The sequence below is a fragment of the Sphingopyxis sp. SE2 genome (genome assembly GCF_032227185.1).
Classification (GTDB): Bacteria; Pseudomonadota; Alphaproteobacteria; order Sphingomonadales; family Sphingomonadaceae; genus Sphingopyxis.
In genome coordinates, this window is the sequence record NZ_JAPMXW010000001.1 from 3,339,681 (window position 1) to 3,352,341 (window position 12,661).

Annotated in this window: 9 protein-coding genes; 1 reads left to right on the forward strand and 8 read right to left on the reverse strand. The window is 66.8% G+C overall.

Going from position 1 to position 12,661, the window contains the following annotated elements:
* Positions 1-24 precede the first annotated feature (24 nt).
* Both OVY29_RS16025 and OVY29_RS16030 read right to left on the reverse strand, forming a co-directional pair.
* Complete coding sequence (locus OVY29_RS16025; RefSeq protein WP_037557473.1) at positions 25-1,557, reverse strand: NAD(P)/FAD-dependent oxidoreductase; 1,533 nt, start codon at positions 1,555-1,557, stop codon at positions 25-27.
* A gap of 67 nt (positions 1,558-1,624) precedes the next feature.
* The gene (locus OVY29_RS16030) at positions 1,625-3,457 is read right to left on the reverse strand and encodes a hypothetical protein (RefSeq protein WP_037557474.1); all 1,833 of its coding nucleotides are present in this window, start codon (positions 3,455-3,457) and stop codon (positions 1,625-1,627) included.
* Positions 3,458-3,637: 180 nt separating this feature from the next.
* On the opposite strand from OVY29_RS16030, the gene OVY29_RS16035 reads away from it, so the two are divergent.
* Positions 3,638-4,600: a patatin-like phospholipase family protein gene (locus OVY29_RS16035; RefSeq protein ID WP_081933222.1), complete on the forward strand. Its 963-nt coding sequence runs from the start codon at positions 3,638-3,640 to the stop codon at positions 4,598-4,600.
* 98 nt (positions 4,601-4,698) lie between these two features.
* On the opposite strand, the gene chrA is transcribed toward OVY29_RS16035, so the two are convergent.
* From chrA to OVY29_RS16065, 6 genes are all read right to left on the reverse strand, one after another.
* Positions 4,699-5,895: a chromate efflux transporter gene (chrA, locus tag OVY29_RS16040; RefSeq protein ID WP_037557478.1), complete on the reverse strand. Its 1,197-nt coding sequence runs from the start codon at positions 5,893-5,895 to the stop codon at positions 4,699-4,701.
* A 286-nt stretch (positions 5,896-6,181) separates the two neighbouring features.
* The gene (locus OVY29_RS16045) at positions 6,182-8,935 is read right to left on the reverse strand and encodes a collagen binding domain-containing protein (protein WP_037557479.1); all 2,754 of its coding nucleotides are present in this window, start codon (positions 8,933-8,935) and stop codon (positions 6,182-6,184) included.
* A gap of 31 nt (positions 8,936-8,966) precedes the next feature.
* On the reverse strand, positions 8,967-9,794 hold the full coding sequence (locus tag OVY29_RS16050; protein ID WP_313911722.1) for a molecular chaperone: 828 nt from the start codon (positions 9,792-9,794) through the stop codon (positions 8,967-8,969).
* Positions 9,795-9,985: 191 nt separating this feature from the next.
* Positions 9,986-10,483, reverse strand: a complete 498-nt coding sequence (locus OVY29_RS16055; RefSeq protein WP_037557523.1) for a DUF4402 domain-containing protein — start codon at positions 10,481-10,483, stop codon at positions 9,986-9,988.
* A 246-nt stretch (positions 10,484-10,729) separates the two neighbouring features.
* Positions 10,730-11,692, reverse strand: a complete 963-nt coding sequence (locus OVY29_RS16060) for a ParB/RepB/Spo0J family partition protein (protein WP_037557481.1) — start codon at positions 11,690-11,692, stop codon at positions 10,730-10,732.
* On the reverse strand, positions 11,693-12,475 hold the full coding sequence (locus OVY29_RS16065) for a ParA family protein (protein WP_037557482.1): 783 nt from the start codon (positions 12,473-12,475) through the stop codon (positions 11,693-11,695).
* Positions 12,476-12,661: the final 186 nt, after the last annotated feature.

Sequence of the window (12,661 nt, forward strand, 5' to 3'; positions counted from 1 at the left end):
GCGCCGATCCCCCCGGCAAACAGCTCAGGCCGCCTTCGCGACGCGCGCCGGCACCTCGCGGACCGACGCCAGCGCCGCCTGTTCGCCCTCGGTACCGCTCTCATGATATTCGGCGTCCTCGTTGACGCCCCAGATATCATAGAGCTTCTCGCCCGCGACGATGTTGCGCACCGTCAGCATCGCGGTCATCATCGCATGATCCTGATTGTTGTATCGGTGCATGCCGTTGCGCCCGACCATGTGCAGCGTCGGGTAACGCGCCTCGAGCTCGCTCCGCATCGTTTCGACATGCGCGGCATAGTCATCGTCATAGACGGGATAGGCCTTTTCCTGCCGCACCACCGCGCCGCCGACGACGTCTTCGGGGTCGCAAAGCCCCAGGATTTCCATCTCCTTCGTCGCGAGCGCGATCAGACGCTCGTCGCTCGACGACCAGAGCCCGTCGCCCTCGAAACAGAAATATTCGAGGCCGACGCACGCGATCGCCGGATCGGGCACCATTTCGGGCGACCAGCTGCGGAAATTCTGCACCCGGCCGACCTGCACCTTGCTGTCGTGGATATAGATCCAGTTGTCGGGGAACAGATCCTCCGACCGGATCTTGAGCGCGACGGTCAGAAAGTCGCGATAATTGAGCTTGGGCGCCGCGGTGAGCGCGCACGCCGGCAGCGGATGGATCCGCGCCGCGAGTTCGCGCATCGGCGCCGAGCTGATGACATGGCCCGCATCGATCACGACGTCGCCGTCGGGTCCGGTCGCGGTCATCCGCCAGCGGCCGGTCTTCTGATCCTGCGTCAGCTGCTTGAAGCTGTGCGCCATCAGCACATGGTTGCCGCCTTGGGCGACCTTGTCGCGCGCGGCCTCCCACATCATGCCGGGGCCGAGCCGCGGATAGCGGAAGGTTTCGAGCAAGGTCTTGGTCGCCATGCCGTCATTGGGCTTTTTGTTGAGCCCGAGGCTGCGCTTCAGCCCGTCGATCACCGCGCCGCCGAGGCTCAGCCCCTTGATGCGCTGCGCCGCCCAGTCGGCCGACATTTCGTCGCACGGCATGCCCCACACCTTCTCGGTATAGGTTTTGAAAAAGATCGAATAGAGCTTTTTCCCGAACTGGTTGATCGTCCAGTCCTCGAAACTGCGCACCTGTTTCTTCGGCAGCAGCTTCGCCTTGGCATAGCTTATCATGCACAAGGTCGAGCGCACGACGCCGAGGTTCCACAGCGCCTCGAACGCCCGCAGCGGGTATGAATAGAATTTGCCTTCGTAATAGATACGGCTCATCCGCGGACGCTCGATGAAATCGTCAGGCAAAATCTCGTTCCACAGCTCGACGACTTCGCGGCTTTTCGAAAAGAAACGATGCCCGCCGATGTCGAACCGAAAGCCCTCATGCTCGACCGTCCGGCTGATCCCGCCGACGTAAACCGGATCCTTCTCGATCACCGTCACTTTATAGCCCTGCTGCGTCAGCAGATAGGCGGCGGTCAGCCCCGCAGGCCCCGCGCCGATGATGGCGACGTCGGCGCTCGTCGGACGATTTTCCGGCACTTGGGCGTTCATCACTTCAAATTCCCCCACACAGACAGATGCTGCCGGTCGCAATGGGGGAAACATGGCTAAGAACCGGTTAACGGGGCGGGGAATTTCGTGAGGATCGCGCGCTTTTTCCGGCGATATCGACGATACGATACACATGAAAGCCGCCCGACGAGAGCCTCGCTTGCGGCTCGAGCCAATCTATCGGCCGCCCTTCCAGCAGATGGGCCGCCAGTCCGCGCGGGCTGACGCGGGCAAGCGGCGCCAGTTCATTTTCGCAAAATACAAGATATCGCGCATTCTGTGCGCCGACCAATCGGCGCGCGGCGTCCGGCGGCGCGAGAAAGGCCGACAGGACGCGGTTGATCGCGGCATGATTGCGATGATGCCCCGTCGTCACCACGCTGTGCGGCGTACCGGCCAGCAAGGTGGGCGCGATATGGATCGACGAAAAGAGAAGCGCGGGAGGCTCGTCGGCGAGCGCCAAGTCCCCCCGCGACAGGCAGACCGGAGTGCTGCCGCTTTCGGTCGACCGCGTCGTCAACAAGGACAGGTTGAAACCCAGCGCGATATCGATCGTCGGCATCGACAGCAGCAGCAACAGCGTCCCGCACAGCCGGCGCCATGTGCTTGGCCCGGCATCACCCCAGCGCCAGAAGGCCACCGCCAATGCGGCAAAGGCCGGAATCATGAAGGCGTGGGCGACGGCGAGCGACCGTATCACCAACAGGGCCAGAATCGCGCTGCACAGGATCAGCACCGCGAGGCGCATCCAGTTTTCGGCTTCGGGACGGCCGCGGGCCCGGCGGCAGGCCCAGACGGTCGCCGCCCCGCCGACGGCGGTCGCGAGGCTGTACGCGATCATCCGCGCGGGTACCTGTTCCCAGAGGGGTCGTCCCTCGAGAATGGGTTCATACCAAAAGGTGCGGACAAGGGGCTCGAGCTCGCCGAAAGGCCCCGCGAGGCAGGAGGCGCCGGTCAGGCCGAAGCTTGCCGCAAACGCGACCCCCGCCGCCCCGACGATCGACACGCGCCGCGCGAGCGAGCCGGTCCAGCGCGCCGGCGCCGTCAGGAAAATCAGGAAGACCGCTCCCGCCAGCGCGGCGGCGGCGATATAGGGCAGCGAAAAGCTGTCGCAAAAGACGCTCGCCACATAGTGCGTGCCGCGCAGCGGCAACGACCACAGCGCCGGGAGCAGGATCATCCCCGCCGAAAAGCCGCGCAGCCGGCTCTCGCTCGCGGGATCGCGCAACCAGTCGAGGACAAAGAGCGCCCAGAAAATCCCCAGGAAAGGAAAGCCTTCGAGCGAAATCTCGACATAGATGCTCGCGACGAAGGCCGACAGAAATCCGTTCGCAAAGGACGCCGGGCGCAATGCGAGCCACAGAAGGACGACCGAAAGCAGCACTTGCCAATTGTGATGATCGATATTGAGCGGCGCGAAATGATGGAGATAGGTGATCGTCGTGGCCGCTATCGCGAGGCCGACAAGGACGAACGGCCGGTCGCCCAACATCTGCAATATCCGGGAAAAGACGAGCAGCAACGGCAATGCAAGCAGCGGCGGATAGGCCGCCAGCACCCAGCGCTCGGCCGTGCGCGGGTCGACGATCAGGCTCAGCAATTCGATCAGTCCAACGATCGGGGCATCGATGAACCGCGACCAATGCGTCAGTCCGCCGTTGCCCGGATTCGTGCGATATTGCGTTGTATCGAACCAGCTCTGCCCGGCGATCAGGTCGCGCACCTGCACGAGACGCATCGCATTGTCGGGATCGGAAAATGCCAGCGTCGCGATGGCGTCGCGATGGATATACAGGCTGGCCGCAACGAAGCCCAGCCACAGGATCAGCGCCAGCCGATCGGGGGAAAGCGCGGAAAAGGGATTCCGGTCATCGGGCGTTTTCGCTGTCGGTCCGGCCATTGGTTTCTTCCTGTGGCCATGTTTCAGCCCGCCGCGCTCCCTATGCCATGGCGCGCTAAAAACCGGTTAATGTCGCGATAGGGATATCAAAGACATGGATTTTTCGCCGATGAGGCGCCCGCGGGCTTGGGCGGCGGGCGGACCTCATGTAGACTCGCGCCGGCAAGGAGGCGCTCGGCAATGGCAGGCGGTCTGGCAATCGTATTGAGCGGCGGCGGCGCCAAGGGCGCCTTCCAGGTCGGCGTCGTCCACGAACTCGTCGTCAATCGCGGCGTCCGGCTCGACATCGTCGCCGGCGTCTCGACCGGCGCGATCCAGGCCTTGGGCGTCGCGCAGGACGATGTGCCCGCGCTGCTCGACGCCTGGCTCGGCATCCGCGGCAACAGTTCGATCTACAAATCGCGCCCGCTCGGCGTCGTCGGCGGGCTGCTCGGCGAGGATGCGCTTTACGACACCGGGCCCTTGAAGCGACTGCTCAAGGGCTTCGCGAACGAGACGAAATTGCGCGCGAGCGGGCGCAAGCTCCTGCTCGGCGTCGTCAATCTCGGCACCGGCACCTATCGCACGATCGACGAAAGCGTCCCCGGCATCCACAATTGGGTCTACGCCAGCTGCGCGATGCCGCTCTTCTTCGATCCCTTGAAGACGCGCGCACGCGACGGGACCGAGGAACAATGGGTCGACGGCGGCGTGCGCGACGTGACCCCTTTGAGTTCGGCGCTCCAAATGAACCCGCGCGGCGTGATCGCGGTGCGCGCCTCCCCCGCACCGCAGCCCGGTGCGGTGCGCACCTTCCCCAATCTCATCAAGATCGGGCTGCGCGCGGTCGACATCCTCCAGTCGGAGGTGTCGGCGAACGACCTCGCCGGAGCCGCGCTGATCAACGACCTGATCGCCGCGCGCGAGGGCCAGCTCCGCGCGCTCCAGAGCGAGGGCATCGGCGGCGCGCAGGCCGCGCGCATCCTCCGACCGCTCGACGTCCAGATCGCGCGCTACCGCTTCGCGCCGATCCGCATCATCGAGCCCGAGGAGGAGGTCGCCGAAACGCTCGAATTCAACCCCGCGAAAATCCGCGCAGCAATCGACGCCGGCCGCCGCGCCGTCGACCGCGAATGGGACGCGCTCGAACCGTTGCTGAGCTGAAATTGAAGGGCAGCTCCCGACCGGTTGGGCCATTGAGAGAAGAAAGCCCTTCCCCTTCAGGGGAGGGGCTAAATTGCCGCAACGTCCGCTCACCACCCCTAAACCGACATTCCCAGCCAACCCGCAATCGCCCCGCCCGCAACGATCGCCGGCGTCGCCCACGCGCCCTTGATGCGCCACACCACCACCAGCGCCGCCGCGAACAGCAACAGCGCAAACCACGGCTCCGCAACCCGCGCACCTGTCGCCTGCCCCAACTGCACGAAGGTCGCGGCAATGATCCCCACCACCGCCGCGGCGACCCCCGCCAGCAAGCGGTGCAGCGCCGGATTCTCGACGATCGCCTCGAGCCGCTCGAACAGGATCAGCGAAAAGGCGAAGGCGGGCAGGAACATGCCCGCGGTGATCGCCAGCGCGCCGCCCGGGCCGCCCGCGACATAGCCGACAAAGGTCGCGAAGATGACGAGCGGCGCCGGAAGCACGCCCGCGAGCGCGATGCCGTCGAGGAACGTCCCGTCGCCGATCCAGCCGCGCCCGACGGTGTCGGCGCGGACATAGGGGATCGCGGTATAGGCGCCGCCGAAGGTCAGCAGCCCGCCCTTCAGCCCCGCGACGAACAGCGCCGCGAGCGTCACGGGCGCCGCGGCCGTCGCCGGGCCGCTCGAAGCAGTTGTTGCCGTCAGATGGACCGCCGCCGCCACACCGGCCGCGGCGAGAATGACGGCAATCGCTGCAACCGGTCGATGCGACACCGCATAGGCGAGGCCGCCGGCGACGAGCGGAATCCAGAAGGCCACGCCTGCGAGCGTCGCGAGCAGGCTTGCGGCCGCAACGAGCGCGAGCAGGCGGTCCTCGACGATATGCTCGCCGATCCGCACCACCGCGCGCAGGATGACAGCGAGCACCACGACCTGCACGCCGAGCAGCATGCCCGACAGCCCGGCGCTTCCCGCGATCCAGCCGACATAGACCCACCCCGCGATCAGCATCAGCGCGAAACCCGGCAGCATGAATCCCAGCCCCGCGAGCAGCCCGCCGATCCGGCCGCGCGCAACCATGCCCAGATGCACGCAAAGCTCGTGCGCCTCGGGCCCGGGCAGGACCTGCAGCACCGCGAGCAGCCGGTTGAAGCGTGCCGGCTCGATCCAGCGCTCTTCCTCGATCAGCGCGTGCCGGATCATCGCGATCTGCGCGACCGGGCCGCCAAAGGCGAGGAATCCGAAACGCAGGAATTTCAGGAAGAGGGCCGTCAGGCTGAGTTCGGACGGGCGGGCTTGTGCAAGGTCGGTGGTCATATCAACGCTCCGAACGCCGCGAAAAGGCGGCGGGTGGAGCGGAACTTGGGCGAGCGCTTCGCCTGAACGGGCGTCCGCACCGGCCCGTTGCCGCCGCTATCGTCCGAAGCGGCGGCGAAGTCAATCGCGGTCGGGCGCGAACGGGGAAGTGCTGGGAGCGACCGCCGAACCGATGTCGAACGTCGCCATTCGATCGGAAGCCGCCCTATCCATCATCGTCACCCCGGACTTGATCCGGGGTGACGAAAGAAACGAATGTCCGCCTTCCACCCCGAACGCCTGACGACTACAACCCGCCATCTTGTTCGCCCGGCGGCCCGCGGGCAGTTTTGCTGCCGGACGGCGCTTCGTCCCGAATCGCAACGGCGCGGATCAACGGCTTCAGCACCATTGTCCCCAGCCTTACGCGCGGCGCTGCCTTGCCCGGCGCGGCGCCGGTCGAAAAGGCGCCATCGAGCCGCAGCGCCGCCGCCGAGACTTTGCCCGGCCGCACCGTGTAACGCCCGTAAGCCACGCCCTCGAACAGGAAATAGCCGTCGAACTCGGTCAGCGTTGCCGCGCGCACGCGCCCTTCGGCATCGACCAGTTCGACGCGCAGCCCTTCGACCACATGGCCGCCGTCGCGCCGGAAAATCCCCTCGATCTCGCCCGCCGCGACCATCGGCAACAGGACGCGCGTCGCGACCCCGGGCCGCGGCGCGACCACCACCCCCGGCAGCGCGGGCTGAACATAGGGATCGGGCAGGCTCCCCGCGTCGATGCCGATCATCACCGCGCGGAACGGCTCGAGCCCGTCGATCGTCCCGCGCCCTTCGCTGTCGGTCGCCGCATCGACAAGGGCGTTGCCCGCGGTCAGCGGCACGGCGGGCAGCGCCGCCTCGCCCGGCTGGCGCACCCCGTCGCCATTTTCGTCCATCCAGACATCGGCGATCACCTGCCCGCGGCTCGCGAGCTTCTCGGCCGATACGCGCCAGCCGCCGGCGGATTTCGGCCCGAAGCTGAACGCGAGCGCCAGCGATGCCGCGACCGATCCGTCGCTCGCGACCTCGCCGAAGCCGCTGAGCTGCAACTTGTTGAAACGGCGTGTATAACCAAGCCCGGCGCGCGCGCGGTCGAGTCCGCGGTCATAACCGAGTTCGGCGCGCCATTCGGCCTCGCCCTTCCCCGCCCATTCACCGATCAGCGCCATGCGCGTGTCGCTATTTTCGCCCGACAGCGCAAAGCGCGCCTCGCCGCGGACGCGCACTCGCCCGATCCGGGCGTTGGCCAGCAGGCTCGCGATCAGATTGTCGGGCGGGTCGGGGCCGATCGGCGCCTTGGTCCGGCTCCAGTCGAGCTGCCCGGTGAAGGTCATCGCGCGGAAACTCGCCGACGCGCGCGCGCTCGCCTCGATGCTGTCGCCTCCCGACCATCGCTCGACCTGCCGCACGTCGAAGTGGAGCGGCAATATCGTCCGCCCGAGCTTCACCGACTGGTCGACCGACACCGAATATATGGCGTTGATATTGGAAAATAAACGGTCCGACACGAAGCCGCCCCAGCCGCGCAGCGCATCGGCGCGCACATAAGTCTCGCCGAACGCCGCGAGCCAGCTCGCGCGCGCGGCGACGCCGCCCTTCTGTTCATAGCTGCCGCCGACCTCGAGCAGGGTCGGTCCGATCGAGCGCCGCAGCGCGAGCTCGCCATAATTGTAGCGGACATTCTCGATCAGCAGGCTGTGCAGATAGGCCGAAGCCGACGTGCGCGTATCGAGCCCGCGCTCGATCCCCGCCGTCCCGCGCCACCCGCGCCGGAACGCGCCGCGCCGCCGGCCGCCGAAGTCGATCAGGTCGGCATTTTCCTGCGCGACGCCCGCCCAATACCAGCTCTGCTGCGGCGGGATCGAATCGAGCCCCACCTGCACCTGCTTGATTTCGCGCCTTATCTGCCCCTGCGGCCCGTACAGTATGATCTCGAAGCGGTTCGCGCCATATTGCAACGGCACGTCGATGAACGCGTAACGCCCGTCGCTATTCGGGCTCGTGAAAGCGAGCAGCTGGCCGTTGCGATACAGTTCGGCATCCCAGCCCGCGGGCAAATCGCCGCGAAAATCGGTCTTGTCGAACGCGTCGGGGCGCTCGACCGGGCGGTTGGTCAGCACCGCGCCGCGCCCCGGCGTCGACGCCGCGACGATTCCCGTCGACAGCAGGCTGACGTCGCCGACGCCATAATGCGTCGCCTTCAACGACCCGAGCAGCCGCCCTTGCGCGTCGGTGCGATAGAGCCGCATCCGCAGACTGTCGGGAACGCCCTCATTGTCCGACGACAGCCGCGCGTCGAAGCTCTGCGCGAGCAGCTCGCCCGCCGCGAAAATCTCGTAGCGCCCCTGCCCATAGGATCCGCCGCGCTTGTCCGACACCGCGCCGACCGACGCGACGACATCGACCGACGGCGTCGCCCACGCCTGATACGGCCGCGCCGCCTGCGGTAGAGTGGCAAGATCGAATTGCGCTTGCGGGCGGATCGACGCCGCGCGCGCGCGGCGTTCGGCTGCGAGCTGGAACGGCAGCTTCTCCTTCGCATCGACGCGCAGCACCGCGTTCGACAGATCGGCGGTCAGCGGCACGCCGAGCCACGCGTTCAGACTGTCCAGATCGACGCACCAGCCCGCCGCCGTGTCGCGGATCGTCGTCGCGGCGAGGCGGAAACGCTCGCTCCCCGCGCGCACCTCGCCCGTCTCGCGGTCGATCGTCAGGCTGCGCCGCTCGTCGAACACCCAGCCGGTTGCGCGGCGCAACTTCTTATCGACGCGCACCGCGAGGTCGAGCGCGAGCACGACATCGCCCAGGTCGACGCAAATCCCCTGCGGCGTCTGATAGCCGCGCACCCCGTCGCCGAGCCGATACTGACCCGAGCGCACATCGAACAGCCAGCTGTCGTCGGCATTCGGCGCCCACGCCGCCGCGGTGGGAGAAACCGGCATTCGCTCGGCGGCTTCGGCGCCGGCGGGCGCGAGTCCCGCCAGCGCCAGCGCGGCGACGATGAAGCGCCCCCACCGCATCACGGCCGCACCTGAACTGTCCGTCCGCTTCCTACTTCACAATGCGCTCGGCTTCGTCGATCGTCCCGCCGCCGATTTCGCGGTCCTCCGAATAGCGGATGCGCACCGGCCCCTTCAGCTTTCCCGCGACATCGTCCGGCACGCGCAGCGACACCGTGCGCGCGGCGACCTCGGGATAGACCGCGATGCCGCGCGCGACGAGCAAAGGCTCGGCGACCCCCGGCCGCGTCACCTCGATATCGCCATAGACCGAGCGGCCACCCGTCCGCGACAGATCGAAATTGAACGCCGGCCCTTCGGCACCTTCGCTCACCCACGCGTCGCCGATCGCCGCCTCGGCGCCGAGGTCGCCGACGCGCACGATCACCGGGATCGTGATTCCGTAGATCGGGGTGAGCGCGATCGACACCCCCGTGCTCGCGGGCTTCGCTTCGGCCGCATTCGTCGCCACCGCGTCGGGAACCGCGCGAAACAGCATATGCGCGCGATATTCGCCCGCCGGCGTCCCCTCGGGCACGCGCACCCCGACGCGCACGACCTGCGGCTGGTTCGGCGGCAGCGTGACGCGGCGCGGGCTGAAGACGATCATGTCGAGCGCCGCGCGCTCGGCGGGCGTGATATTTTCCTCGGCGATCTCGTCGAGCCCGCCCACGGCGGTCATCCGCTTGATCTCGAGGCTGATGCGATAGGTCGCGGGCTCGCTGCCGATATTATTGAGCACCACTTCGGTCCCGCGCGATCCGTCGAGGATGACCCGCGTCGGCGCGACGAGCAGGTCGCCCGCCGCATGGGCGGGAGCGGCCGCGGCGCCGAGCGCGGCCGCGGTGGACAGGCCAAGGGCCTTCAGAAAGCGAAACATTGGTCACGATCCCCACAATCGTCCGGGAAGCGGCCCCACACCGTCCCGATGGTCGCATCCTGCTTGCGCTTACATGGTTGATATTTCGCTAACCATCGCCGTCACGGGCGCAAAAAAAGGGGCCGCCCGGCGCGCGCCCGGCGGCCCCATTTACACGGCTGGCGGGTCTCGGCCCGCCAGGCCCCCCAAATTTACTGATAGTTGGCGGTGACGTTGAACGTCCCCGAATAGTCACCCGACGCCTGATTGGCGCCGACGCTCAGCGTGCCGCCGATCTGAAAGCTGCCGCCCGTCGCGCCCAGCGTGATGTTCGGCGCCGAATAGGTCAGCGTCGACGTCATCGAGCCGCCGAGCGAGCCGTTGAGCGTCACGCTCGAATCGCCGCCGACGAGCACGACCGCACCGCTGGTGCCCGCGACGTCGAAACTGCCCGCCGCCGTCGTCCCGGTGCAGGTCAGCCCCGCGCCGCAAGTGACGCCGCCCGCGGTCGACACCGCGACGGTCGACGCGGTCGCGCCGCTGATGATCGTCGCATATTGCAGGTCGCTGGTCTTGGTGAGCGTGATCTGGCGAAGGATCTTGGCCGTCGCCGTGCCCGTGGCTGTCGCCGCATGCGCCGCCGGGGCGTTCATGGCGAGAGCAGCAATCGCGGCGCCCAGCAGGGCGCGCTTCATTCCGAATTTGCGCATATGATTGGTCCCTTGAATTCGGTCGATATTCGAATGGAAATCCCACCCCATTCACCGACCCGTTTAGGCCGCGACCTGTTCAGCTTTTGCCAGCAAGCTTGGTTAACGGCGCAACAAGGGCTTGCGCGCACAAAGCGATATATCCATTAATTATCAATTGTTTAGATCGTTTTTCAAGCGCGCAAGGAACGCCCTTTTTCTGCTTTGACGGCCCGAACTGGCACATTCCAACGCCCACGACGCGAATCAGATCCCTTCGCCCGAAAGCCGCTGGCAGATCATGTCGAGCTGGTCGAGCGACGCGAATTTCAGCGTCAGCGCGCCCTTGCCCTCGCCCGCATATTGGATCGCCACCCCGATGCCGAGCAGTTCGGACAGGTGGCGTTCGACCGCGACGATGTCGGGATCGCGCCCACCATCCATGCTCTTATATTCGAGCGGTCCCTTGGGCGGCGGCGCATCGCCGCGCTTGCCCGCGCGCACCAGCGCCTCGACCGCGCGCACCGACAGGCCTTCCTTTGCGACGCGGCGCGCGATCGCTTCGGCGTCTTCGGCACCGATCAGCGCGCGCGCGTGACCCATCGCGAGCGATCCGTCGCCGACGAGCGCCTGCACGGCTTGGGGCAGGTCGAGCAGGCGCATCAAATTGGCGACATGGCTGCGCGATTTGCCGACCAGCTTCGCCAGCGCTTCCTGATTATGCCCGAAATCCTCGATCAGCCGGCGATACGCGCTCGCCTCTTCGATCGCATTGAGGTCCTGGCGCTGGATATTCTCGACCAGCGCGATCTCATAGGTCGCGGCGTCGTCGAGTTCGCGCACGAGCGCGGGAATCTGGTGCAGGCCCGCGCGCTGCGCCGCGCGCCAGCGCCGTTCGCCCGCGACGAGCTGGAAACCCTCGCCATCCGGCGACCGGCGCACGATGATCGGCTGGAGCAATCCGCGCAGCCCGATCGAATCGGCGAGTTCGGCGATCGCATTCTCGTCAAAATGGCGCCGCGGCTGCCCGGGCAGCGGTCGAATCGCGCCGACGGGAACATGCTGCACCGCATCGCCCACCACCGGCGCCGCGCGCGCCGCGCTTCCGGGGGTCGCGAGCACCGGCGCTTCGACCGCCGCGTCGCCGAACAGCGCGTTCAGCCCGCGGCCGAGCCCCGAGGGGCGTTTGCGAATCGGCGTTGCGCCACTTTCTTTTTCATTATCAGCCATTTATGCCGCCTTGCGGATTTCGGGGAGCCGGTCGATCAGCTCGCGCGCGAGCGCGATATAGGCCGCCGACCCGGCGCAGCGATGATCGTAGATCAGCGCCGGCAGGCCGTGGCTCGGCGCTTCGGACAGGCGCACATTGCGCGGGATCACCGTGTCGAACACCACCGGGCCCAGCACCTCGCGCACATCGTCGGACACTTGGTCGGTCAGCCGGTTGCGCCGGTCGAACATGGTCAGCGCGACGCCGAGGATCGACAATTTCTGGTTGAAGCGCTCGCGCACGCGCTCGACCGTGGTGAGCAGCTGGCTCAGCCCCTCGAGCGCGAAAAATTCGCATTGGAGCGGCACGATCAGCGATTCGGCGGCGATCAACGCGTTGAGCGTCAACATGCCCAGCGACGGCGGACAATCGATCAGGCAGATGTCCCACTGCCCCGCTTCGGCGCCCGACAAGGCTTGCTGGAGCCGGTGGAGCCGGTCCTGAAATTCGATCAGCTCGATTTCGGCGCCCGACAGGTCGACCGTCGCGCTGACGATGTCGAGCCGCGGCACCGCGGTCGGAATCGCGCATTCGGCGACCGTCGCGTCGCCGCGCAGCAGCTCGTAACTCGAATATTCGCGCTGCGACTGCTTGATCCCGAGGCCGGTCGAGGCATTGCCCTGCGGATCGAGGTCGATGATCAGCGTGCGCCATCCGGTCGCCGCGAGCGCGGTCGCCAGATTGATCGCCGTCGTCGTCTTGCCGACCCCACCCTTCTGGTTCGCCACGGCAATGCGGATCATCGCTTTCCTCGCTGTTTTGCTAAGGGTCGAAACCCGGTAGTTGCACGTTCGAGGCGTCGAAATGGCGAAGATATCGGCTTCGCGGGGCCGCAGCGCATGGTGGTTCCATCTGCAAGGCCGCGCGGAGACGAGATCGAAGCCATTTCGACGTCCCTTCGGGATTTGACCGATTTTGTCCATTGCGTT